The sequence below is a fragment of the Streptosporangium sp. NPDC049046 genome (genome assembly GCF_040649155.1).
In the GTDB taxonomy this organism is placed as follows: Bacteria; Actinomycetota; Actinomycetes; order Streptosporangiales; family Streptosporangiaceae; genus Streptosporangium.
This window is the reverse complement of record NZ_JBEZEZ010000023.1, coordinates 1-22,622: the sequence shown is the minus strand read 5'-3', so window position 1 is coordinate 22,622 and position 22,622 is coordinate 1. Positions and strand designations below refer to the sequence as shown.

At 67.5% G+C, this 22,622-nt stretch carries 22 protein-coding genes, 2 tRNA genes and 1 pseudogene; 12 read left to right on the top strand and 13 right to left on the bottom strand.

Going from position 1 to position 22,622, the window contains the following annotated elements; all coding sequences use genetic code 11:
• Positions 1–381 precede the first annotated feature (381 nt).
• Positions 382–813 (bottom strand): PIN domain-containing protein, encoded by a 432-nt coding sequence (locus AB0B96_RS28820; RefSeq protein WP_362903578.1) that lies wholly within the window; start codon positions 811–813, stop codon positions 382–384.
• A gap of 1 nt (position 814) precedes the next feature.
• Positions 815–1,021, bottom strand: coding sequence for a hypothetical protein (locus tag AB0B96_RS28815; protein ID WP_179825708.1), 207 nt, complete (start codon positions 1,019–1,021; stop codon positions 815–817).
• 224 nt (positions 1,022–1,245) lie between these two features.
• On the opposite strand from AB0B96_RS28815, the gene AB0B96_RS28810 reads away from it, so the two are divergent.
• The 4 genes from AB0B96_RS28810 to AB0B96_RS28795 all read left to right on the top strand — a co-directional run bounded on the left by AB0B96_RS28810 (position 1,246) and on the right by AB0B96_RS28795 (position 5,553).
• Positions 1,246–1,788, top strand: a complete 543-nt coding sequence (locus AB0B96_RS28810; RefSeq protein ID WP_362903575.1) for a hypothetical protein — start codon at positions 1,246–1,248, stop codon at positions 1,786–1,788.
• Positions 1,789–2,068: 280 nt separating this feature from the next.
• Positions 2,069–3,037, top strand: coding sequence for an ankyrin repeat domain-containing protein (locus AB0B96_RS28805; RefSeq protein WP_362903573.1), 969 nt, complete (start codon positions 2,069–2,071; stop codon positions 3,035–3,037).
• Between the two features lie 282 nt (positions 3,038–3,319).
• On the top strand, positions 3,320–4,525 hold the full coding sequence (locus AB0B96_RS28800) for a barstar family protein (protein WP_362903571.1): 1,206 nt from the start codon (positions 3,320–3,322) through the stop codon (positions 4,523–4,525).
• Between the two features lie 434 nt (positions 4,526–4,959).
• Positions 4,960–5,553 (top strand): hypothetical protein, encoded by a 594-nt coding sequence (locus tag AB0B96_RS28795; protein ID WP_362903569.1) that lies wholly within the window; start codon positions 4,960–4,962, stop codon positions 5,551–5,553.
• A 198-nt stretch (positions 5,554–5,751) separates the two neighbouring features.
• Here AB0B96_RS28795 and AB0B96_RS28790 read toward each other — a convergent pair.
• The 7 genes from AB0B96_RS28790 to galU form a co-directional block, all read right to left on the bottom strand.
• A tRNA-Ala gene (locus AB0B96_RS28790) sits at positions 5,752–5,825 on the bottom strand.
• 57 nt (positions 5,826–5,882) lie between these two features.
• Positions 5,883–6,656, bottom strand: a complete 774-nt coding sequence (locus AB0B96_RS28785; protein ID WP_362903567.1) for a hypothetical protein — start codon at positions 6,654–6,656, stop codon at positions 5,883–5,885.
• Positions 6,657–6,780: 124 nt separating this feature from the next.
• Positions 6,781–7,434, bottom strand: a complete 654-nt coding sequence (locus tag AB0B96_RS28780) for a GNAT family protein (RefSeq protein ID WP_362903772.1) — start codon at positions 7,432–7,434, stop codon at positions 6,781–6,783.
• 47 nt (positions 7,435–7,481) lie between these two features.
• On the bottom strand, positions 7,482–7,955 hold the full coding sequence (locus AB0B96_RS28775; protein WP_362903565.1) for a MogA/MoaB family molybdenum cofactor biosynthesis protein: 474 nt from the start codon (positions 7,953–7,955) through the stop codon (positions 7,482–7,484).
• Between the two features lie 34 nt (positions 7,956–7,989).
• Positions 7,990–8,460 carry a cyclic pyranopterin monophosphate synthase MoaC gene (gene moaC, locus AB0B96_RS28770; RefSeq protein ID WP_362903563.1) on the bottom strand — a complete coding sequence of 157 codons (471 nt, stop codon included), beginning with the start codon at positions 8,458–8,460 and terminating at the stop codon, positions 7,990–7,992.
• Between the two features lie 44 nt (positions 8,461–8,504).
• Positions 8,505–9,692 carry a gephyrin-like molybdotransferase Glp gene (gene glp, locus AB0B96_RS28765; protein ID WP_362903561.1) on the bottom strand — a complete coding sequence of 396 codons (1,188 nt, stop codon included), beginning with the start codon at positions 9,690–9,692 and terminating at the stop codon, positions 8,505–8,507.
• 5 nt (positions 9,693–9,697) lie between these two features.
• Complete coding sequence (galU, locus tag AB0B96_RS28760) at positions 9,698–10,597, bottom strand: UTP--glucose-1-phosphate uridylyltransferase GalU (RefSeq protein ID WP_362903559.1); 900 nt, start codon at positions 10,595–10,597, stop codon at positions 9,698–9,700.
• 25 nt (positions 10,598–10,622) lie between these two features.
• On the opposite strand from galU, the gene AB0B96_RS28755 reads away from it, so the two are divergent.
• The 5 genes from AB0B96_RS28755 to AB0B96_RS28735 all read left to right on the top strand — a co-directional run bounded on the left by AB0B96_RS28755 (position 10,623) and on the right by AB0B96_RS28735 (position 15,274).
• The gene (locus AB0B96_RS28755; RefSeq protein WP_362903557.1) at positions 10,623–11,276 is read left to right on the top strand and encodes a 5-formyltetrahydrofolate cyclo-ligase; all 654 of its coding nucleotides are present in this window, start codon (positions 10,623–10,625) and stop codon (positions 11,274–11,276) included.
• Between the two features lie 185 nt (positions 11,277–11,461).
• Positions 11,462–12,967, top strand: coding sequence for a potassium/proton antiporter (locus AB0B96_RS28750; RefSeq protein WP_362903555.1), 1,506 nt, complete (start codon positions 11,462–11,464; stop codon positions 12,965–12,967).
• A gap of 172 nt (positions 12,968–13,139) precedes the next feature.
• Positions 13,140–13,511: an FmdB family zinc ribbon protein gene (locus tag AB0B96_RS28745; RefSeq protein ID WP_362903553.1), complete on the top strand. Its 372-nt coding sequence runs from the start codon at positions 13,140–13,142 to the stop codon at positions 13,509–13,511.
• A gap of 179 nt (positions 13,512–13,690) precedes the next feature.
• Entirely contained in the window at positions 13,691–14,503 is an 813-nt protein-coding gene (locus tag AB0B96_RS28740; RefSeq protein ID WP_362903551.1) for an S-methyl-5'-thioadenosine phosphorylase, read from the top strand.
• A gap of 165 nt (positions 14,504–14,668) precedes the next feature.
• Positions 14,669–15,274 carry an RcpC/CpaB family pilus assembly protein gene (locus AB0B96_RS28735; RefSeq protein ID WP_362903549.1) on the top strand — a complete coding sequence of 202 codons (606 nt, stop codon included), beginning with the start codon at positions 14,669–14,671 and terminating at the stop codon, positions 15,272–15,274.
• 205 nt (positions 15,275–15,479) lie between these two features.
• On the opposite strand, the gene AB0B96_RS28730 is transcribed toward AB0B96_RS28735, so the two are convergent.
• Both AB0B96_RS28730 and AB0B96_RS28725 read right to left on the bottom strand, forming a co-directional pair.
• Positions 15,480–15,812, bottom strand: a complete 333-nt coding sequence (locus AB0B96_RS28730; protein ID WP_362903547.1) for a hypothetical protein — start codon at positions 15,810–15,812, stop codon at positions 15,480–15,482.
• Positions 15,797–16,036 (bottom strand): hypothetical protein, encoded by a 240-nt coding sequence (locus tag AB0B96_RS28725; protein ID WP_362903545.1) that lies wholly within the window; start codon positions 16,034–16,036, stop codon positions 15,797–15,799. Before AB0B96_RS28725 ends, AB0B96_RS28730 begins: the two co-directional genes overlap by 16 nt.
• Before the next feature lie 985 nt (positions 16,037–17,021).
• On the opposite strand from AB0B96_RS28725, the gene AB0B96_RS28720 reads away from it, so the two are divergent.
• Positions 17,022–17,858: a helix-turn-helix transcriptional regulator gene (locus tag AB0B96_RS28720; RefSeq protein WP_362903543.1), complete on the top strand. Its 837-nt coding sequence runs from the start codon at positions 17,022–17,024 to the stop codon at positions 17,856–17,858.
• Complete coding sequence (locus tag AB0B96_RS28715; protein WP_362903541.1) at positions 17,845–18,045, top strand: DUF397 domain-containing protein; 201 nt, start codon at positions 17,845–17,847, stop codon at positions 18,043–18,045. The genes AB0B96_RS28720 and AB0B96_RS28715 overlap by 14 nt, the downstream gene beginning before the upstream one ends.
• Before the next feature lie 57 nt (positions 18,046–18,102).
• Here the strand turns inward: AB0B96_RS28715 and AB0B96_RS28710 are convergent, their stop codons facing one another.
• Positions 18,103–19,182, bottom strand: coding sequence for a D-alanyl-D-alanine carboxypeptidase family protein (locus AB0B96_RS28710; protein ID WP_362903538.1), 1,080 nt, complete (start codon positions 19,180–19,182; stop codon positions 18,103–18,105).
• Positions 19,183–20,475: 1,293 nt separating this feature from the next.
• Between AB0B96_RS28710 and AB0B96_RS28705 the strand changes: the two genes are divergently transcribed.
• A tRNA-Arg gene (locus AB0B96_RS28705) sits at positions 20,476–20,548 on the top strand.
• Positions 20,549–21,525: 977 nt separating this feature from the next.
• Here AB0B96_RS28705 and AB0B96_RS28700 read toward each other — a convergent pair.
• A pseudogene (locus AB0B96_RS28700) lies at positions 21,526–22,622 on the bottom strand (IS256 family transposase); the annotation flags it as partial.

Here is a 22,622-nt window from a genome sequence, read left to right as displayed (position 1 = left end):
GTGGGACTTGAGTTCCTACACCTGACGAGGCGGCCGCCACACAGCTGAGCCAAAAACCTGACTCCGTTCGCTGCCTGGGCGGCGCCTCCCCAACCCATAGTCACTCAGTTGGTCACCCAGCAACGCAGAAGGCCACTCCCGATCTCTCGGAAGTGGCCTCTGACCTGGTGGAGATGAGGGGATTCGAACCCCTGCCCCCTTCGATGCGAACCCCGGTGGGGCGTACCGCTCCTGGTCACCGGATGACGTCCGGTGCCATCGGGTGCCGCGTCAGTGTCGTCTGATGACCTCTGCCGCGTCCTTATGCCAGCGGGTTCGCTGATTTTTCACTGACTCCGGCCGATCTTCGCTGATCATAAGTCCTATCCCGGCCCCGGCCGTTCAGCCGAAGTTCGTGATCCCTTCCGGCAGGAGGGTGAACGCGTCGACATGGAGAGGTCTCACCGCGCGGAAGTGCCGATGATCGACCGTGGCGATCGTCGACAACCCTAAGCGCTCGGCCACCGCGATGACCGACGCGTCGACGATCCCCAGTGGGAAGCCTATGTACCGCTGCGCCAGCTCCGCCATGCGAACGACGTCTCCGTCCTCAAGCTCGGCCAGACGGAATCCGTTGCCACCGAAAGACCTCAAGAAGTTCAGCTCCGCCTCGGGACCGACCCGGGTCGTCAGGTAATAACCCACCTCACCCAGCACCGGTGACGGCACAAGAATCGGCCCTTTGGTACGGCGCAGCAGATCGAGGCACGCGTGATGGTGCCGATCCTTCTTGCTCCCGGCCGCGATGAGCACGCCCGAGTCGCACAGGAGCACGTCAGAAACCCGACCTGGAGCGCAGGATCTCTCGATACTTCTCGGATGCGTCCGGCTCGTCCTCGAACGAGGCGAAGAACGGCAGATCCCGCTCGCTCTCCTCCTCATGCTCCTCCAGGAAGCCTCGGATCAACTCCAAGGCCGGCCGGAGCTCTGCTTCCGGCACCTGATCCACCAGGTGGTGAAGCTCCTCGCGCATGGCACCCATGTCTTCGAGTGTAGGCGGACAACCCCCAACACGCCCTGCCCTTGAAGGAATCTCAGCACGTCGAAGGCTCGGCTCCATGATCAGGAACCGGACCTTTCGATCTTGTGGGGTGTTCACGAGTAGGGGTGGCCCGAGGCGTAACAAGAACCTACAAGATCGCTTCCCGAAGTGAAGGTGATCGTTTCCCGGAAGTCGAGGAGCGGCAAGTTGTTAGAGTGCTCACCGTGGCGCACCCGGAACCTCTTCTCGACCTCATTCACCGCACTCCGGCCGCCGCCGAGTCACTGGCATGGCCATTCGACTTCGACGTCTCCCGCACCGACCACGTCGAAGTGGTCAGGTTGCAATCAGGTGATGCCCTGGAGGCGATTGCCGGTGACGGAGCGGGCGGGACGTTCTTCCTCTGCGGGGAGACGGCCGGAGAGCGGCCCGTGCTGTACGCCGACTCCGAAGGGCAAGCGGGGCTGATCGGCCGCAACCTGACCGCCGCGATCCAACTGATCGTGAGGGTTCCGTACTGGCAGGATTGCCTCAGATATGTTCCCGATGGTCTCGAGGCGATGCGATCAGCGGCAATGCGCCTGGAACATGAACATCTCGACGACGGCCTCGATTTTGATGCCCACCGCGGCTCTTTGACCGGCTTACTTGCACTCCACCTTCCACCGACGACAGACGTACTGGCCCAACTTCTCGAGACTGCGACTCTACCCGGCTACGTTCTACTCAACGAATGGGACAATGCCTACGAGCCGATCAACGGATGACGCCGTTTCCCTTAAATGGTGGTCGGCAGTCGCAACCTTTGCGTTCGAGCACCCGATATCGGGCGGGCACGCTCCCGAAGGTCGGCCAATAGCAGGTCACGCAGACGATGGCGAGCAGAAAACGCACCGAAAGCCAGCGCCCGCCCCTGCCTGATGGCACATCGCCGGTGTCCGGACTACTGGAGCACCTTACTGTGATGCCTGCGGTCCTAGCCCGAATCTGTCGGCCCTGTACGCCATGATCAGCACTCATATATCCCGTATGTCCCCAAGGAGTGTCATGGTCGTCAACGACGAAACCGGATGGTCTGGTATCAGCTGGGACGGCTGGACGAATCTCAGCCTGATCCGCGCCCGGCTCGACGCGGGCGCCGACCCGAATTCAGTGATGTCCTTCCTCGGACTGCCGCTGCACGTGGCGGCCGAGCGTGGCTCATCCGAGGTGGTCGCGGAACTGGCCCGGCGCGTTGACGACGTCGACGCGGAGCACGAGGGCCGTACCGCGCTGTGGGAAGCCGTCTTCAACAACCGCCCCGGCAACGCCCGCACGCTGGTCAGCGCCGGAGCGGACCCATGGCGACCGATGATGAGCGGCTGGTCCCCCGGACGGCTCAGCCTGGCCTCCCCCACCCCCGACTTGTTCCCTCTGCCCGACGGCGAGGCCGGCCTGTCCGCCACCGAGACCGCCGCCATAGCCGAGGCCAGGCACCTGATCACCACGTTGGGACGCCTGGAGCACGACGGCTTCAGCCTCGCCTGCGTGACCGACATCACCGCGACCGAGGCCGCACGACGGCTGGAAGCCGTACCAGCCGATGACGCCGACATCGAAGAACTCATGGAGGACCTCTGGGAAAACGAGGACGACAGCCTGGCCGTCATCGGCGTCACGGACGTGCCCGGCGGATGCGTCATCTTCCAGCCGTGGGCATACATCGCCTCCACTCCCGGCGTCATGAAGCGCCTGTCGACCGGCACCGTCTGCCACGGGATGTACGCCAACCCCAAGAGCGGCAACCAGGGAGCCGTCGCCCGCGACGGCGTCATCGAGGAATGGGACACCCATCCCGGCGGCGGCAGCGTCTCCACCGACGAGCCCACCGAGGAGATCCTCGCCACCTACCTCTACCACTACCAAGCCGTGGCTTACTGCTTCGCCGGTGCGGCCCTGCGGCCGACCGACGCCCGATCGATCACCGACCGGCCTGACATGTGGCTCAGGCTGCCCGAGCGGGATTGGTGGACCTGATCGGTGACATAGCGAGAAGGCCCGGCTCCATGAGCTGGAACCGGACCTTTCGATCTTGTGGAGATGAGGGGATTCGAACCCCTGCCCCCTTCGATGCGAACCCCGGTGGGGCGTACCGCTCCTGGTCGCCGGATGCCATCCGGTGCCGTCAGGTGCCGCGACAGCGACGTCCGTTGATCTCTGCTGCGCTCCTGTATCGACGGGTTCGCTGACTTTTCGCTGACTCCGCCATAGCGCCGCCCAGCTGTGCCCATCGGTTCTCCAGCATTAAGATCTGTCGCGATGACAACTTCCGCTTTGTCGGGCGCGCGGTGGCTGTTGCTGGACGATTACACCAGTGAGGTAGACGTCATGCCGGGCGTCTTCCACGACATCGACGGGCTCTTCGTGGACCTTGAGCCCGTCCCCCCACCCGAGATCTTCAGTCTGCTCGGCTGCGATCCGGCGGGTCCGCTGCTGAAGGCGCTGCGGCATACAGGGACCGAGCGGGCGTGGCTGCCCAGCATCGCCCTCGTTCCCGTCCACCGACCGCAGCAACGGCCCGCCACGTGCCGACAGCATGAGCATGGGTGTACGTGCGATGAAGAGCTCATCGACATCACCGTGGTCAACCAACGCCCGTCGGCAACGCGGGCTGGCCTGGTGGACCTCGACTTACGCGGATACATACGGCTGCTTCCGGAATGGGGATTGCCAGAAGAGAAGCCCGACGTGACGGGCTTCCGCCTGGCTGCGCTCGATAACGAGGAGCTCGGCGAGTGCCTGGATGTCGTCGGAGTCTTCCGCAAGCGCCCCACTACGCCCGTCCGGCCGGTGACGCTGATCGGCTTCCGCCCCGAAGCACCGCTGCCGGGGATTGTCGAGGGGCGCAGGATCACAGCGTCCGTCGTGGCCATCCAACGCGACGGACGCATCGCCGGAGGGGCCGGGGTGCTGTCGGCCACCGTCGTCTCGGTCTGCCCGTCGAGGTCGGGCGACGGCCTGCTGGACATCGCCCTCGACGACGGGATGGAAGAACCACTGCCGAGGGGCGCCCGCGAAATCTTCCAGATGTGGTACGACGGCGGCCCTGCCGAGCCCAACCTGTGGGCACGCTACGACCGGCTGATGCGGCACGAATGGCCCGGCTTGGCAGCCAGTCACCGTCTTCAGGACCTGCCTGACAAACCGGCTGGAACGACCTATCACCTCGACGGCCGTTTCGTCACCGACATCGACGCCTTCTACTGCGCCATCGGCGAGGCGATCAACGGTCCCGGCGGCTACTTCGGCTGGAACCTCAGCACCCTCGACGACTGTCTCGACCACGGATGGGGCGCCGCCGGCCCGTTCCAGCTGGTCTGGCACCATTCCGACGTGGCCCGCCGGTTTCTCATCCCTGGTTATGACCGGCCGGACCACCGCCTGCTCGACTGGGGGCCGAGCGTCGAATTGAACGACCTCCTGGAGATCTTTTCCGAGCACGACATCGAGGTCGAGCTCCGCTGACTCAACACTGGCCGCCTCTTGTCGTTCGAGCCGACATGCCCTCACCACCGTCCGCCATGCGCGATGAGTCGCCATCAGTGCCAACAGGGCAGAACGAAGATCAAAGGTTGAAGCCGAGTTAAGAGCCCAGACTCACACCTGTTGTCGACGAGCAGATCTCGACCACGCTCAACCGCTACACGCACGCCTCACGCGACCGCAACAACAGGGCTCGCGCGGTATTCGCTGACTTCTCCCTGGCCTCCTCCCAAAGGTCCTCTCCATGGATCAACAATCGTCCGTTGACGAATCAGCCACATAGCCCGAACACGGTGAAGCCCGATTCCACGAGCTGGAGTCGGGTCTTTCGGCCTCTCGCCCCATAAAGGGCTATGACGGCGAAAAGAAGCACCACATGGGCGTGTTCCGTCTCTGGCTTCCCTCACAATGATCATGTGATCGATTACTACCGCAGCTTCTTCGAGCAGCATCAGTGGCTGGAGGACGGACTCTCCTGGACCGTCGTGCAACCCCTCAACGAAGAGATCACTGTGGACGACCTCCTGCGACGACTGAACGGCGGCCTCGCCCCCGAGCAGCGCGTCATGGAGTATCCCCGAGAAGAGGCCGGGGATGAGAACCGCCCCGTCCTCCTCGTCTCCAGGGGAGAGGGAACCTGGGGTTTCCTCGAACTCGCCTACGGCTTCGGCCTGTCCGACCGCGTCCTCACCGCACTCAGCGCGGAGTCACGCGTGTGGATGGTGACCTGGCACTTCAACGGGGGTTACACGATCCTCCACGCGGCCAGCGGCGAGATCAGAGCGCGGATGCGCAACTTTCTCTCCGCCCAGTACGCCGTTGAGGAAGGCGATCCAACTATCCTGGCCGGCTTCCGTACCATGCTCGACGGCCTCGACCCGGAGGACTACTCCGGCAAGCGCAGCGCGGCGTTCGCCTTCATCGAGGCGGCCACCGGCCTGGGCTTCGAGAGCGACTGGCCGGATGTGGTGGACGTCCCCGTCGTCATCCTCGACAACCCTGGTGCCTGACCCAGTCACAGGCCGATTTCCTCGTCACGGTGGGGCGGCTCACCCGCTCCGAGAACGTCCGCTGACTTTTCGCTGACTCCAGCCTCGGAGTCCTCAGCGGACACCGCACCGCGCGATCGCGGCCACCAACGACCTGCACATCACCTGAACAACGAAAAGGCCCGACTCCATGACTGGAACCGGACCTTTTCGATCTTGTGGAGATGAGGGGATTCGAACCCCTGACCCCTTCGATGCGAACGAAGTGCGCTACCGGACTGCGCTACATCCCCAAGACGTGGACTAGATTAGCAAACTTCCAAGGGCACTCGCGCCATCCGGAGCGCGGGTCAGTCGCCGACCGCTCGGCGGGGTGTCTCCGCGTACTGGTCGAAGAGTTCGTCGCGGAGCGCGGCGAGGTCGATGATCTCGGCCACGGGGCGCTGGGCCTCCAGCAGGGCGGCGCGGCGGCGGGCGCGCTTGGCACGTTCCGCGTGGGCCTGAGCGATGGCCACGCGCCGCTCGGCGTCGATCTGGACCGTGACCCTAAGAATGGCCATGTAGATCCCCAGGAGCACCACTGAGGGCGCCACGCCCCACCAGGGGATGACCTGGACGGCGGCCGTCACCACGGAGGCGAGCAGGAGCAGCACGCACCAGAGCGTGAGGCGCCTGCGCTTGGCCACCTGCTTGCCCCTGCGGCGAAGCTCCGCACGGCGACGCTCGGAGAGAACGCCACCGGTGGCGGCCCTGCCGGTCGCGGGCTTACCTGCCGAGGGTCCGGCGGGCGTCGCCGCGACCCCGGAGGCCGCGGGCTCCGACGCGGCCTGGACGCCCGCAGGGGCTTCCCCGGCGCCGCGCACCTCCCCGGCACCGGACGACGCGGCGTCATCCCCCTCCAAGGATGAAGGAGGCGGGGAGGACGGGGCGGCGGAGGGGACGGGCAGGGGCTCGGCGAGGGTCTCGGCGGAGTCCTCGTCGATCACCCGCTCGTCGTAGGCGTACGGCTCGGCGTCCTTGTGGGTCTCGGGGAGGGTGTTGCGGTCGCGGTGCAGCCACATGGGCACGAGCACGCACAGCCACATGACGACAATGGCCAGATAGAGGACGACACCGCTGCTCACGACCACCTCCGGGCAGCGTGAGGACAGGGGTGGTCTCCCGGCGTCCTCAATCTGCTCATGTCACGCACCGTAAGACCGCGTGTCACTATTTGACGAGCATTCGATGCGGTGTGTCGCGAGATCTTCAAACCTCTTCGTGGGGAGTGCCGCCGTGGGCGGCTGCCTCACGGTCCCGTCGCCACCGTACGAGCAGCCCTCTTGGCGCGTCCTCGACCGTGAGCGCGTAGCAGATGTGGTCGCGCCAGGCGCCATCAATATGCAAGTGTCGACGTCTGACCCCTTCTTCCCTAAAGCCTAGCTTTTCAACCACTCTGCGGCTTGCGTGATTCTCTGGGCGGATATTGGCCTCGACACGATGCAACCCGGTGGTGAAGAAGCAGTGGTCGACGGCGAGCGCGACCGCGGTGGGGATGATCCCGCGACCCGCGAGCGCGCCGTCCACCCAGTAGCCGATCTGGGCCGATCTGGCCGAACCCCAGACGATGGCACCCACCGTGAGCTGTCCTGCGAAGGCGCCCTCGTAGGTGACGACCCACGGCAGCGCGAGCCCCTGCCTGGCCTCCCTACGCAGGGTGCCGGCCATGGAGATGTAGGGACCGAGACCGGTCTTGAAGAGGGGGGTTTCGGGGTTGCTCGGCTCCCAGGGGCGAAGCCAGTTCGCGTTGCGCAGCCGCGACTCCCGCCAGACGCGTACGTCCCGCAGTCGCAGCGGCCGAAGTCCTACCGGGCCTTCCGTCAGGGTCACCGGCCAGCCACGAAGTCGATCCACGCCCTCCATCATCCCCCCAAGAGTGCCCGTCGTGCCATGTGAGCCGGGCAGACGGGTCAGCGGGGGTGGTCTCCGCCCCTGATCTGATCCACGGCGTGCCTGAGCACGGGAGACAGCACCCCCATACCGTCGCGTACCCCTCCCGAGGAGCCCGGCAGATTGACGATCAACGTGCCGCCGGCCTGCCCGGCGAGCCCGCGGGACAGGATCGAGGTGGGCACCTTGTCCCGGTTGACGTGGCGGATGGCCTCGGCGATGCCCGGGACCTCCCTGTCGATCACCCGCCGGGTCATCTCCGGGGTGAGGTCCGCGGGGGTCAGGCCGGTGCCGCCGGTGGTGACGATCACGTCGTACCCCTCGGCGACCCCCGAGCGCAGCGCCGCCTCGACCGGATCGCCGTCGGGGACCACCCTCGGGCCGTCCACGTCGCATCCGGCCGCCGTGAGCAGTTCGGCGAGCAGCTTCCCCGAGGTGTCCTCGTACGTCCCCGCGGCGGCCCGGTTGGACGCGGTGATCACCAGAGCTCTCATGGGCTCATTCTCCCAGGATCTCGGGGGTCCGGTCTCAGGGGCGGGTCCAGATCCCCGTCTTGCCGCCGGTCTTCTCCTCGACGCGGACATCGGTGATCACCGCCGCCGGGTCGACCGCCTTCACCATGTCGATCAGGGCGAGCGCGGCGACGGAGACCGCGGTCAGCGCCTCCATCTCGACGCCGGTACGGTCGGCGGTCTTGACCCGCGCCATGATCTCCACGCCGTCGTCGGCCACGGTCAGCTCGACCTTCACCCCGTGCAGCGCGATGGGGTGGCAGAGCGGGATCAGGTCGGGGGTCCGCTTGGCGCCCATGATCCCGGCGATCCGCGCGGTGCCGAGCGCGTCGCCCTTGGGGACCTCGCCGGAGCGCAGCAGCGCCACGGCTTCGGCGGAGAGCAGCACCCTGCCGGTCGCGGTCGCCGTACGAACGGAGACGTCCTTGGCCGAGACGTCCACCATGCGCGCCGCGCCGGTCTCGTCGATGTGGGTGAATCCGGTCACTTCGCTCCGCTCCCCGCTCGTTCGTAGGCTCCGCTCCCGCTCGTTCACAGGGGGATGACCTCCACGTCCGCGCCCTCGGGGAGCTCGGTGACGTCCTCGGGCACCACGATCAGCGCGTTGGCCGCGGCGAGGGCGGCGAGCTGGTGGGAGCCCTGCCCGCGCACCGGGCCGACCGTGCCGTCGCGCCCGAGCACGCCGCGCAGGTAGGAGCGCCTGCCGGCGGGTGAGCGGATCGGGCTCGTGGTGACCGCCCGTACGGTCGGCGTGGGCTCGTCGGGCAGGCCGTTCATCTTGCGCAGCGCGGGCCGGACAAACAACATGAACGACACGAACGACGAGACCGGGTTACCGGGCAGCGCGAAGATCGGTATCTGGTCCTCGCCTACCACGCCGAAGCCCTGGGGCATGCCCGGCTGCATCGCGACCCGTTCGAAACGGACCGTGCCGAGCGGGCCGAGCGCCTCCTTGACGGGCTCGTACGCCCCCATCGAGACGCCGCCGCTGGTGATCACGAGGTCGGCCCGCAGGAGTTGCGCGTCGAGCTGGTCGAGGAAGCCGGCGGCGTCGTCGCCGACGATCCCCGCCCGGTAGCCCTCGCCGCCCGCCTCGCGGACGGCGGCGACGAGGGTGAAGCTGTTGGACTCCCAGATCTGGCCGTCTCCCAGCGGCAGGCCGGGCTCGACCAGCTCGGCCCCCGTGGAGATCACGACCACCCTCGGGCGTGGTCGTACGAGAACCCTGCGGCGGCCGACGCCGGCGAGCACCCCGAGCTGGGCGGGCCCGATCGGGGTGCCCTCGGGCAGGACGACGTCACCGGCCCGCACGTCCTCCCCGGACCTGCGGACGGCGTTGCCCTTCTCGGCGGGGCGGCTGATCGTGACCTGCGCGGTGCCGCCGTCGGTCCACTCGACCGGGACCACCGCGTCGGCCCCGGCGGGCATCGGGGCCCCAGTCATGATCCGCATGACCATGCCGGGGCCGATGGCCTGTACTCGGCCGTCTCCGGCCGCGATGTCGTCGATCACCGGGAGCGTCACCGGGGCGTCCGCGACGTCCTCGGCCCGCACGGCGTAGCCGTCCATCGCGGAGTTGTCGAAGGGGGGCAACGGGATCGGGGCCGTGACCTCTTCGGCCAGCGTGGTGCCCTGTGCCCGTTCCAGCTCCAACTCCAGCGGGGCGAGCACCCGCACGGTGCCCAGGATGTCGGAAAGGTGGTCGTCGACTGATTTCATGGAGCTCATCGCGAGGCCAGGAACTCCTTGAGCCAGGGCATGAACTCCGGCGCCAGGTCGGGGCGTTCGGCGGCGAACTGCACCACCGTACGCAGGTAGTCGATCTTGTTACCGGTGTCGTAGCGGCGACCCCTGAACAGCACGCCGTGCACCGGGCCGCCCTGGTCGTTGCCACGCCCGGCGAGGGTACGCAGGGCGTCGGTGAGCTGGATCTCGTTGCCGCGTCCCGGCGGGGTGTTCTCCAGGACCTCGAAGACGGCCGGGTCGATCACGTACCGGCCGATGACGGCCCAGTTGGACGGGGCCTCGTTCGCCGGGGGCTTCTCCACCAGGTCGGTCACCCTGACCACGTCGTCCTCGCCGGTGGGTTCGATGGCCGCGCAGCCGTACAGGGATGCCTGCTCCTGGGGGACCTCCATGAGTGCGATCACGCTGCCGCCGTACGTGCCGCGCACCTCGATCATGCGCTTGAGGAGTTCGTCTCGGGGGTCGATGAGGTCGTCGCCGAGCAGGCAGGCGAAGGGGTGGTCGCCCACGTGCTGCTTGGCGCACAGGACCGCGTGGCCGAGGCCGCGTGGCTTGCCCTGCCGTACGTAGTGGAGGATGGCCAGGTCGGCGGGCTCTCTCACCTGGGAGAGTCGCTCGTCGTCTCCCTTGGCCTCCAGGATCTCCTCGAGCTCGTGGGCCCGGTCGAAGTGATCCTCGATGGAACGCTTGTTCTTCCCGGTGACCATGAGGACGTCGAGCAGCCCGGCGGAGACGGCTTCCTCAACGACATACTGGATCGCGGGCTTGTCGACGATGGGCAACATCTCCTTGGGCGTCGCCTTGGTCGCCGGGAGAAAACGGGTGCCCATACCCGCTGCGGGAACGACGGCTTTCGTCACAGCTTCGAAGTCGGCCATAACCAAAACCATAGTGGAGGGACCTGTGGACAAGCAGACGCTGCGTACCACAATCGAGGGGGCACGCGCCTCGATGTCCGACGAGCAGCGGCATGCGGCCTCCGTCCAGATCAGGGAGTCCCTGCTGGACCGTCCCTGGGTCCAGATGGCCGGACTGGTCGCGTGCTACTGGTCGGTCGGTACCGAGCCCGCGACGCACGGGCTCGTCTTCGCCCTGTGGAAACACGGCGCGACCGTGATCCTGCCCGTGCTCCGCGACGACGACGATCTCGACTGGGCGGTGTACGACGGCCCGGACACCCTCGCCCCCGGCCGTTTCGGGATCATGGAACCGGTCGACACCAGGCGCGGGGTCGACGCCATAAGGACCGCGGCCCTGGTGATCGTGCCCGCGCTCGCGGTGGACGTCTCCACCGGCGTACGGCTGGGCAGGGGCGGAGGCTCCTACGACCGCGCGCTGGCCAGGGTCGGCCCGAACGTGCCGACGGTGGCGCTGCTCCACGAGGGCGAGCTGCTCGGCGGTGCTCGCGACAGTGGTTCCAACGACGCTCTCGACAGTGGTTTCGACAGCACTCTCGGCGGCGCTTTCGAGGGGGTGCCCGCCGAGCCCCACGACGTCCCGGTCCGCTACGCCGCAACCCCCTCGGGAATCTTCAGGACCGCCGCCGCCGGAGTGTGACCTATCACTCAGCCGCCCGGACTCCGTCAGAAGCCCGGGCGAAGTGCCCCGACCGGATCACCTGCGAAACCCCCGCCGGGTACGGGGTCGAAGGCGCCGGAACGTGCCGGGAGGCGTCCGTCACCTGGTCGTGACGGCCTTTGCGAATACGACACAATGGTCCCCGGAGTGAGAGAGGGGGCCAGATGGGACTGGACGTCTGGCTGCTTCTCGGCGCCGGGATCGTCATCGCGGCCATCGTCGCGGTACGCGTCGCCCATCGCAGCGGACTGCCCAGCCTCCTCATCTTTCTCGGATTCGGGCTGATCGTCGGCGAGGCCGGGCTCGGGTTGCAGTTCGAGAACCCGCAGCTAGCACAGCAGATAGGCATGATCGCGCTCGCGATCATCCTGGCCGAGGGCGGTCTGACCACCTCCTGGAGCCACGTCAAGGACGCCATCCCCACCTCCCTGGTGCTCGCCACCGTCGGCGTGGGGGTGAGCATCGCGGCCGTCGCGGTCCCGGTGCACCTCATCCTCGGCATGGACTGGCGGACCGCGTTCCTGCTCGGCGCGATCCTCGCCTCCACCGACGCCGCCGCCGTCTTCTCCGTACTGCGCCGCCTGCCCCTGCCGCCGCGCCTCGCGGGCATCCTGGAGGCCGAGTCGGGCTTCAACGACGCCCCCACCGTGATCGCCGTCATGCTGCTGAGCACCGCCGCCTCTCCCAGCCTGGGGGTGGCGCTGGTCGACGTGCTCTTCGAGCTGGCGGTGGGCGCCGCCGTCGGCCTCGCGGTCGCCCCGCTCGGCGCGTACGCGCTGCGCCGCATCGCGCTGCCCATCTCGGGCCTGTACCCCATCGCGGTGCTCGCGCTCGCGTTCGTCGCCTACGCGGGGGCCGTGCTGCTGCACGGCAGCGGCTTCCTCGCGATCTACCTCGCGGCGCTGGTCATGGGCAACTCGCAGATGCCGCACCGCGCGGCCTCGCGGGGCTTCGCCGAGGGCGTGGCCTGGCTCGCGCAGATCGGCCTGTTCGTGATGCTCGGGATGCTGGCCAGCCCTTCCGAGATGCCGTCCTCGCTCGTACCCGGCCTGGTCGCCGGGCTGATCCTGGTCGCGGTGGCCCGCCCCGCATCGATCATCGTCTCCGCGCTGCTGGCCCGGCTGCTCCGCATCGACCGGCTGGGCTGGCGGGAACAGGCGTTCCTGTCGTGGGCCGGATTGCGCGGCGCGGTGCCCATCGTGCTCGCGACCATCCCGTGGGCGGCCGACTCCGTCCCCGACGGCACCGCCAAGTTCGTGTTCAACGAGGTCTTCGTGATCGTCATCGTCTACACCCTGCTGCAGGGGCCGACGCTGCCGTTCGTGGCGAAACTCCTCAAGCTGACCAGGCCGGAGGAGGCCCGCGACCTGGAGGTCGAGTCGGCGCCGCTGGAGGAGCTCAACGCCGACCTGCTCCAGGTCAAGGTGCCGCCGACGTCCAAGCTGCAGGGCGTGGAGATCTTCGAGCTGCGGCTGCCCAGGGACGCCCAGGTGACGTTGATCGTGCGGGAAGGCCGTTCGTTCGTCCCCTCCGACTCCACGAGGATCAGGGTCGACGATCAGCTTCTCGTCGTCGCCACGGCCGCCTGCCGGGACGTGGTCGAGCGCCGGATGCGCGCGATCAGCCGCAGGGGCAAGCTCGCCGGATGGTACGGCGAGAAGGGGACGTGACGTCCCGACAGGCCCTCTGAGCAGGGGATTCGCCCTCGCTACGGCCTCATCCGATCGGAATCCGGCTACGGAATGCGAGGACCCCGACTCGCGTTTAAGCTTGTCAGCTGCATACCATTAGCAGTCGCGCCACTAGAGTGCCAATCGGCGCGGATCACACGAGGAGGAGAGCGTGCCCACCTACCAGTACGCCTGCACCGCTTGTAACCACCAGTTCGAAATCGTCCAGAAGTTCTCCGACGATGCTCTCACCGAGTGCCCGAGCTGCGCGGGCGACCTGCGCAAGGTGTTCTCCGCGGTCGGCATCGTCTTCAAGGGATCCGGCTTCTACCGGACCGACAGCCGGTCGTCGTCGTCGAGCACCGTGACCTCCGCGAACGGCTCGTCGAGCGCCTCCGGCTCCTCGGACTCCGGCGCCTCGAAGTCCTCCGACTCGTCGAGCTCGTCCTCGTCTTCTTCGTCGTCCTCGTCGTCGAGCTCCTCGACCTCGTCGGACTCCAAGCCCGCGAAGGCCACGAGCAGCACGGCCGCCGCGGCCTCCTGAGCCGCGCGCCCGGAGCCGTTCCCCAGCCCTCTTGCCCCCGTCCCCAGCTCCTTCACCCCCTCCCCGCCCTCAACCCCCTCAGCCTCGTCAACCCCCGATGATTACCCGGCGAACTCGGTTATCCACAGGCCGTCATCGGGGGTCCTCAGTGGTCGGTTCGTGGCGCTAGCCTCAGCTTCATGGTCACTCGCGCGGACATCGGGGTCATCGGCGGCTCTGGTTTCTACTCCCTGCTCGACGACGCCACAGAAGTCGAGATCACCACGCCGTACGGCCCGCCCAGCGACGTCGTCACCGTCGGCCGCATCGGAGGGCGCTCGGTCGCCTTCGTGCCCCGCCACGGTCGCGACCACCGCTTCCCACCCCACCGCATCCCCTACCGGGCGAACCTGTGGGCGCTGCGTTCCCTCGGCGTCCGCCAGGTCCTCGCCCCCAGCGCGGTCGGCTCGCTGCGCGCCGAGATCGGTCCCGGCGCCCTGGTCGTTCCCGACCAGCTCGTCGACCGCACCATCGGCCGCCCGCAGACCTACTACGACGCGGGCGGCGTCGTCCACGTCTCCTTCGCCGACCCCTACTGTCCCCTGGGCCGTACGGCGGCGATCTCCACCGCGCGTTCCGCCGAGGGCTGGGAGGTCGTCGACGGCGGCACTCTCGTGGTCATCGAGGGCCCGCGCTTCTCGACCCGCGCCGAGTCCCGCTGGTTCAGCGGCAACGGCTGGTCGATCGTCGGCATGACCGGCTTCCCCGAGGCGATCCTCGCCCGTGAGCTCGCCCTCTGCTACACCACGCTCTCCCTCGTCACCGACCACGACGCCGGGGTGGAGGCGGGCGAGGGGGTCACCCACGAGGAGGTCCTCTCCTTCTTCGCCACCAACGTCGGCCGCATGCGCTCCCTCATCGGCGACGTCGTCGCCGCACTCCCGGAGAAACGCACCTGCCCCTGCCCCGACGTCCTGGACGGCCTCAAGCTCCCCTTCGAGCTTCCGGGCTGACCGTTTTTTCGTAGCGGCCGGGCTGTGCCGTGGCGGCCTGGCCGTAGTCGCGCCGGGCCGCAGCCGCCCTGGCCTTGGTCCACCGCCACTCCGTCACTTCGCTGAGTGATCCCACCACCCATCGCGGGCACCGCGCCGCCCGACTCCCCACTCCTGGAGTCAGCCATGCGCGCTCTGCGCCGCTTCCTCGGCCGTCGTCACCGTCTCATCGCGACCGTCGTCGCCGCTGCGGCGATGGGCTGCGCCATCCTCGCGCTGCGTCAGGACACCGCCTCGGTGACCGTCCTGGTCGCCGCGAGGGATCTGTCCGGAGGCGTGCTGGGGACGGCCGACCTGATACCGGCTCCGCTGAGACCCGGTACGGCCCCCGACGGCGCCCTGAGGCCCGGCACGCCGTTCGCGGGAAAGGTCCTGACGGGTCCCGCGAGGCGAGGGGAGCCGCTGACGGACGTCCGCCTGCTCGGCCCCGGCCTGCTCGCCGCCCACGGCCGGGGAACGGTCGCCACTCCCGTACGGGTCGCCGATCCCGAGACCGCGCGCCTGCTCTCGCCGGGTGACGTGGTGAACGTGCTCGCCGCGACCTCGGCGTGGGACGGCACCGCCCCGGCGACCGTCGTGGCCGAGGACGTCACGGTCCTCGCCACCCCCGGTGGGGAGTCGGAGCGGGGTGCGCTCGTCGTGCTGGCCACCACACCGGCCCAGGCCACCGAACTCGCCTCCGCCCAGGCCGGCGGGCGACTCTCCATCACGATCGGCCCCCGCGCGGGATGAGCTTCTCCCGACGGCCCTCCATCATGGCCGCCTCCCGCATAGGTATCTCTCCTGACGACGACGCCCCATCATGAACGACTCCCGCACGGGGTGAGGTCTCCCGACGACGCTGCTTCGTCACGATCGACTCTCGCGCGGGGGCCTCACGGCGGCCGACGAGGGTACGGCGGCCGGGGCCCTTCCCGGCCCTGGCCGCCGTACCCGCTCAGGGGCGGTCGGTCGTCTCGGTGATCGCCCAGCGCTGGACAATCGCGGTCATCTCGGCCTCGCGCATCTGGGACTTCAGGCCCTCAACGGTCCGGTCGCAGAGCAGCACCGGTTCCGGGGTGGGCCAGGTGGCGATGGCGTGGAAGAGTCGGCTGCCAGTGCCGTACAGCACGGCCCAGCCCGGCCAGGTGACCTGCAGCAGTGCCGCCTCCGCACGCGCCTGGTGGTCCCAGGTGTAGTGGGGGACGGCGACGGCGACCACACCGTCACGGTGACGCCCGCGAGCGTAGGCCCGCCTGCTCGGAAGGCGGCGGATTACGAGATCCCCCATCCCGCGGCCTGCTCCTGGGCTTTCCTCGCGATGCTCTCCTGCCGTTCGGTCTCGGCCTGGAGAGCGTCGAGGGTGTCGGCGTCGACGGTCCGTTCGGCTCCGGCGTGAAACGCGATCGACGAGAAGGGCTCCTCACGACTGGCCCACAGCCGCCCGGCGTCGCTGAGGATCAGCCGCCAGCCGGGGATGGCCGGTTCGGGGACGCTGGACCTACCATCGTTCATTGATTGGACCTCCATCCGATCAAGGGCCCGTCCGGACGTTGGTAGCGGTGGACGGGCCCGCTTTGTGGAACGGGCGAGAACACGGAGGGGTGAGCCGTACGGGCCGAGCGGCCGGTACGGAGATGGGGTGAGCGCCGCGCGGCACGGGGTGCGGGCGGTCGTTCGCTTGAGGCGGCGCTCGGGGGTGAAGGGCCGGGGTGTCCGGGGCGGTCGGGGCTCGTTCGGGTGTGGTGCGTTCGAGCGGAACGCGTTCCGGTGAGGCACGTTCGAGTGAGGCGCGTCCGAGTGAGACACGTTCGGGTGGGGCACGCGAGACCACCCGGTGCCTGACCGGAGTCGGCCGGTTGGACAGGACTCGTGAAGTCGGGAAAGACGCTGAACGGCCACCGGCGCGATGTCCTCCGCAGCCCGGACCTCAGCTTGAACCTCGGCCTGCTCCTGCTCCTGCTCTGCGGGCCGCTGGGCGGGCACCGAAAGGATCGCCTCGGCAGGGCATGCGGGGGCGAGCGGCTCGAAGCAGGGCATGAAGCGGTTCCCCGTACGACGGGCCTCCATGCGGATGTCCATCAAGGCGCCCGAAGGCTGCGCGTACTCGTGATCGGCTGGCCAGCCGGGGCAACCGTGCGCGTAGGGAGCGTGCCCGCAGGCGGCACACCCCATCGGCAACGGCGGCGCATCGGCGAAACAGCCGCAGCCGCTCACCACGCTCCAGTCGAGCACCGGAGCACTAGGGTTGTTCACGGGTCAGGACTCACTTCCTGATCAAGGACCCGTTTCACCGGTGTGCAAGACCGGTGGCGGGTCCGTTTTTTGTATCAAGGTTGCTTGCGGTGACACGGACGCAAGCCCGTCACCATACGTTCTAATCCCACTACCCTATGTGACCAGCATCATGATGCCGTGAGAATCTCACGCTGACAATCCCATCTCACAAATTTGTTGCGTTGAGCGAGAAGAGGCGGTTGACCTGCGGCAAACTGACCGCATGAAGTACTCCACGGTCCGCCTGCGCCGTCTGTCTCGTGAGCTGCGCACCCTGCGCGCGACCACTGGCCTGACGACCGAGGCCGCCGCTGAACAACTCGGCTGGTCCAGGTCGAAGCTCAACCGCTTCGAGACCGGCAAGATCGCTCCGGCACCCGAGGACGTGGCGGCCATCTGTCACCTGTACTGCGTGGAGACGGCGACCACCGAGGCCATGATGCAGCTCACCCGTGAAGTCGCCCGACGCGGCTGGTGGACGGCCTACTCGGACGTGTTCACCGGGTCGTACGTCGAGTTCGAGGCGGCAGCGAGGACGATCCGGCATTGGGAACCGCTACTGATCCCCGGCCTGCTCCAGACCCCGGAGTATGCCCGAGAGATCATCCGAGCAGGTCATCCCGATCGGTCGGACATTGAGCTGGCACGCCGTGTCGACGCCCGTATACAGCGCAAGACCAGCCTGTTCGGCGCTCATACAACACTGCATGCCCTTATCGCCGAAGGTGCTCTGCGTCATCCCGTGGGAGCGCCTGGCACCATGGCCCGTCAGCTTGGCGACATCCTCCAAGCCATGGAACAACCGAACATCACGGTCCAGGTCCTCCCGTTGGCGGTCGGTGCACACGGCGGCATGGAAGGGACCTTCTCAATACTGTTGTTCGATGATGATCCGGACCTCGGTTACGCCGAATGCCCGGCAGGCGAGGTGTACGTCGAGGACAGCGAGCAGGTCAAGCAACTTATGCTGACGTTTGAGCGCCTTACCGAGGTTTGCCTGTCCCCCAAAGAATCCGCGGCGCTCATCACCGCGTTGAGGAGCGACCATGATCTCCCCTGATCTGTCCGGCGCCAAGTTCCGCACCTCCAGCCTCAGTGGAGCCAACAACAACTGCGTCGAGGTAGCAACCAACCTGCCGGGCCTCGTCGCCGTACGCGACAGCAAAGACCCCTCCGGCCCCGCGCTGGCCTTCTCCCTCACGGCCTGGACCGACTTCCTGGCGGGCATCCGCAACGGAAAGATCTGACCTGACGCCAAGCACCACCGGTTTCAGGGACAGCTGTCCCTGAAACCGTAAAACCCTTTAAAGCAGGGACCCGATCTCGGGGTCGTACTCCCAGTGCCAGGGCTCGAAGGGGCTGACATAGGCCCACTTGGGGTGGATCCAGCCGTACTTCTTGCCGTTCGTCTCCAGCCAGTTGAACTCGGCTGAGCGGAAGCGTTCGACGCCCCCGCAGAGGTCGACGGCGAGTCCCAGGCCGTGGTTGCTGCGACCGGGGACCGCTGCCAGGCCAGGGCGGCGGTAGTAGACCGACTGCTGCTCGGCCAGGCTCCGGTAGCTGTCGGTCACGCACATCGGCTTGCCGAACTGCCGCTTGTACGCCTCGTTGAGGCTGATGAACGCGAGTGCGGCGTCCCCTCGCAGTTGGTTGCCGCTCTGCTGGAGCGGACAGAGGTACGCCTGCGGGATCAGCCCGTTGGGAAACTCGCTCATCGAGGTCGCCCTGGTCGGGTCGCACCCGGCGGCCGGACGCCCCTTCTTGTCGATCTTGACGCCCAGTTTCACCAGGGCCTTGGTGAGAGACTGCACGATCTTCTGCGAGCGTGCCCTGAGCGTTCCGATCTCGGCGCCCATCTGCGCCTCCGCGAGGAGGTTGCCCGCCCTGAGTTCCTGCGCCTCGCCCGCCAAGCGCTCCCGTTCCAGCTGCAGACGGCTGCTGTCCTCAAGGATGCGGTCGCGCTCGGCGACGATCTGGGTGAGGCCGGCCATCGCGCGCAAGGTGTCGGCATTGGACTCGCCGGATAAGAAGCCGGCCAGATCCCCACCGGAGGGCTGCTGGTAGAGGATCCCGACGAGGTCCGACAGCGGCTGCCGCACCTGGGCGAAGGCCCGCTCGGCCACCTGCAGCTCCCGCAGCTTGGCGGAGAGCTCCTTCTCCGAGTTGCGGATCTGGGTCCGCCGCTGCTCCAGGGCCTTGGTAGCGGCCTCCAGATCCTTCGCGGCCTTCTCCGCCTCACGACGCAGCTCTGTGAGGTTCACCGGATCCGCGGCGACGACGGCCTGAACCTCCGCAGGCGCCCGCTGCGCGACAGCGGATCCCGGCAGGAGGGACGTCAGCGTCGCGACGACGGCGATCAGACCCGCTGATCGACGAGGTGGCACGTTCGACCCCTCCGTTTGCGAACTCGTGACCTGGGTCAGGCACGCACGCTACTACAGCTGACCAAGTGAACGGGCCAGCTCTCCACAGCCGTTATGCGCCGAACACCCCTTTTTGGGACCGGACAAGTCAGGCTTCTTGCCGCGCGTGCTTCTTGCAGACCCCCCAGAGCCACGTCCCCTTCCACTCCGCCGAACACTCGTCGCGGCGCTCAGGTCGCGCGAGTGGCGGCGTACGCCGCACCCGAGACTCAGGTGCCGCAGGGGGTGGAGATGCCACCTTCCGTGGGCCTCTGGAGGCTTGCGGGCGAGGTGTGATGGGAACGACCACCTCCGCCTCGCTCACACCATCAGTCCCGCTCGGGTTGCTTTGCCAACCGGCCTCGTCTGGATCCGTGTCGCGCATCCTTGATTTCGCCGCGACAGGCATCCATCCCCCGTACACCCGCTCCGGCCGCAACGGCGGAGGCATCAGCCTCGGCCCGAACACCCGGCTCCGTACGGACCCGACCACGACCGGTACCACGGCCACCACTTCTTCCGGTGCTCGCGCCTCTCGCGACTTCTCCGCTTCTCGGGGCGTCCCTGCTTCTCGAGGTGTCTCCACGTCTGTCGGCGCTTCTATTGGCGTTCCCGCCTCCGCCGGTGTTTCCGCCTCCGCCGGTGTCCCCGCGGCTCCTTGCGGCTCATCCTGCGACTCGTCGCCCGGCGACTCCACAGGCTCTCCGGCCCTCAGTCGAGAAGCCGTGCCTCTCCAGGCTCCCCCGCCTTCCCGGAACCCCCGGCGCCCCCTGTCCCCCACCCAGAGAGCCTCACCGTCGTCAAAACTCTCGGTTTCCCCGCCCTCTTCAGCCTCCTGGGCTCTCCGGGCCTCCCCGGCTCCCGCCGTCTCCCCGAGTCGTTCGGCTTCTCTCGCCCGTTCGGCCTCCCGGAGTTCACTGGCCCTCCCGCCCTCTTCGACCTCCCCAGGCCCCTCAGGCTCCGCACCGGCGTCGGCCCGCTGGACAGCGGCCTCGTACCCGGTGAGCTCGGCCACCAGTAACCCCCCGGCCAGAAGCGCGGGCGCCAGCATCGCACCGCACAGCACCACCGGTCGCAGGGCTCGATGCCCGCGAATGCGCTTCCGTCGCCTGCCGATCACAGATCGTGACGCTAACCTCACCCAACGCCGCACACCCGACCACTTGCCCCCCTTATTACTCCAGGCCAGCGAACCGATAACCCGCCCTCCGCCCCCAACTCCCCCTTCGGGCGCGCAACCACTCGCTACTTTCGCTACTCTTACTAGGAGCCCCTGCCTCCGTAGCTCAGGGGATAGAGCACCGCTCTCCTAAAGCGGGTGTCGCATGTTCGAATCATGCCGGGGGCACTCTTCCGACCAGCCGCTTGCCCCCTGACCTGGGGCTTAGCAGGCTCTCTCTCAACGATCACCTGCAGCCGTAGGCCAGTGATCGCGAACCATATGCGATCCAGTCTTTCCGACGTCTTCCCAGGTCGGCCCCAAAACGACAGGCCTCGGGCAACCCGAGGCCTGTCTACTAACTTGATCTCTCCACAAGGCCATCAGCCAGTCGGGGCATACACCCTGCACAGGTTCCCTGAGTCCGGATCTTCAGCAAAGATCCGAGAACCACATGCGAGCGCCCGCGCTACCCCTTCGGCGAACACCGAGCAATTATTGCCCTTCGCCGCCAACATCCTCCATACCTGCCGATCGACACGCACCGAGTGGGGCGCATAGTAGCGTGCGCCTTGGCCATGACGCCGATTCTCACGATGCCCACGCCGAGAGTACGGGTCAGCCAAAATCTGAAAATACCCCCGATCACCCTCCATTGGAGCATCAACGACATATATCCGGCAGCCTTCGTTGAAAGCCCTCAGGCAGTCGTTCAAGACTTCAGACAAGATAGAACACCCCACCTCATCCTGCGCATCACCCCACGTGGTGCTGCACACGTTGACTGTTGTTGTCCATCGCCTCTCTTGCATGGCTACCTCTCTCACGATCTAGCGCTAAGTCGTACGGCCGGAGCGTACACCTCACATTGATCATTAGTAGGCTTTTTCCTCACTTGCGACATCTGATGCAACACGAAAGGACCCCAGCAAAACCGGGGTCCTTTCGTAGAGGGTTATTCCCGTAAAGCATCAGCGATCTTTCCGTTTACGCGAGCCTGTTGCCCCTCGATGCACTTGGCGTAGACCCTCAGCAGCACATCGACGCTGTGCCCCGCCCGCTTGGCCACCTCAGTTGCCGGGACCCCGGCATTGAGCCACAGGGACGCGGCAGCGTGGCGGAGAGGATGTCCCGACGTTCGTGGAACTTGATCAGCGGTCCGACAGTCAGGCGATGTTCTCGTTGTAGCAGTCCGGGCTGGGATTCTGCGTCGCGGCATGCCGATCGAGAGCGGCACGGAGTCTGGGCAGGTGCATATGGCCGTTGACGCGGCGGAACTGTTTGGTGGCCTCTCGGCCATGCCGGCCGCGCACCAGCGCAGCGCCATCGTGCCGTCCTTCCAGTTCTTGACGTTGACGGCGTGGTCACGGCAGATCGAGATCATCGACTCGATGGGATTGGTCGAGCGCAGGGTGCGCGCCAGCATCGGCGGCACGTCCAGCCGCAGGATCGTGAGGGTCTCCTCCAGGCCCTCCCGTAGTGAGGCCGCGGCTCCGGGGTGGGTCTTGTCCAACTCGGCGGCCAGGGCGGTGAGCGCGGCCTCGGCGACCAGCGGTGTGTCGGCGTGGTAGGCCTCTCGCATGCGTTTCTCGGCGGCGGCGCGGAGTTTCAGTGGCAGCCGGTCGCGAACGTTTCGGATCTTGTGAAGCTGGCAGCGCTGGATCACAGGATGGTCGAACACGTCCAGCACCGCGCGGCGCAGCGCTTTGGAGCCGTCCAGCACCACCAGGATTGGCGCGGTGACGTCGAGGCCGCGCTCACGCAGGCCAACGATGAGCTCGCGGGCCAAGGTGGCGTTCTCGGTGGAGCCCTCCACCAGCGCCAGCGGATATTTGGTGCCGTCGATGCCGATCCCGAGCGCCACGATGCAGGTGTGCTCGCCGAAGTGCACGCCGTCCAGCATCAGTGCGGTTAGCTGCAGTCCGGCCAGGTCGGCCGACATCATGTCCGCGAGTGCGCGTTCGGTGGCGGCGACGAACCGCCGCGAGATCGACGATTTGGAGGTGCCGGTGGCGGCCTGCTCGATGCGGTCGCCGACCGGCTCCAGGCCGAGCCGGTAGCGGCGGGTGGACAGTTTGCCGAGCATCTTGCCCAGCGCCATCTCATCGAGGATCTCAGTGGAGGAGAACAGTTCGTAGGCCGGGATGGTGACCTCGCCGGTGCCGTCAGCGGTGCGCACCCGTGGTCGGCGGATCGGTAGGCGACGGCCGCCGAGCACTACCGATCCGGCGTCGCTGCCATGGCGTACCGCGGTTCGGTCGGG

Bases quoted from the DNA above. Each gene is read 5' to 3' on its own strand.
- AB0B96_RS28735 (WP_362903549.1), top strand. From the start codon at position 14,669: ATGCGCGCTCTGCGCCGCTTCCTCGGCCGTCGTCACCGTCTCATCGCG.
- AB0B96_RS28805 (WP_362903573.1), top strand. From the start codon at position 2,069: ATGGTCGTCAACGACGAAACCGGATGGTCTGGTATCAGCTGGGACGGC.
- AB0B96_RS28740 (WP_362903551.1), top strand. From the start codon at position 13,691: ATGGTCACTCGCGCGGACATCGGGGTCATCGGCGGCTCTGGTTTCTAC.
- AB0B96_RS28800 (WP_362903571.1), top strand. From the start codon at position 3,320: ATGACAACTTCCGCTTTGTCGGGCGCGCGGTGGCTGTTGCTGGACGAT.
- AB0B96_RS28780 (WP_362903772.1), bottom strand. From the start codon at position 7,434: ATGGAGGGCGTGGATCGACTTCGTGGCTGGCCGGTGACCCTGACGGAA.
- AB0B96_RS28720 (WP_362903543.1), top strand. From the start codon at position 17,022: ATGAAGTACTCCACGGTCCGCCTGCGCCGTCTGTCTCGTGAGCTGCGC.
- AB0B96_RS28815 (WP_179825708.1), bottom strand. From the start codon at position 1,021: ATGGGTGCCATGCGCGAGGAGCTTCACCACCTGGTGGATCAGGTGCCG.
- AB0B96_RS28725 (WP_362903545.1), bottom strand. From the start codon at position 16,036: ATGAACGATGGTAGGTCCAGCGTCCCCGAACCGGCCATCCCCGGCTGG.
- glp (WP_362903561.1), bottom strand. From the start codon at position 9,692: ATGAAATCAGTCGACGACCACCTTTCCGACATCCTGGGCACCGTGCGG.
- AB0B96_RS28750 (WP_362903555.1), top strand. From the start codon at position 11,462: ATGGGACTGGACGTCTGGCTGCTTCTCGGCGCCGGGATCGTCATCGCG.
- galU (WP_362903559.1), bottom strand. From the start codon at position 10,597: ATGGCCGACTTCGAAGCTGTGACGAAAGCCGTCGTTCCCGCAGCGGGT.
- AB0B96_RS28775 (WP_362903565.1), bottom strand. From the start codon at position 7,955: ATGAGAGCTCTGGTGATCACCGCGTCCAACCGGGCCGCCGCGGGGACG.
- AB0B96_RS28730 (WP_362903547.1), bottom strand. From the start codon at position 15,812: ATGGGGGATCTCGTAATCCGCCGCCTTCCGAGCAGGCGGGCCTACGCT.
- AB0B96_RS28715 (WP_362903541.1), top strand. From the start codon at position 17,845: ATGATCTCCCCTGATCTGTCCGGCGCCAAGTTCCGCACCTCCAGCCTC.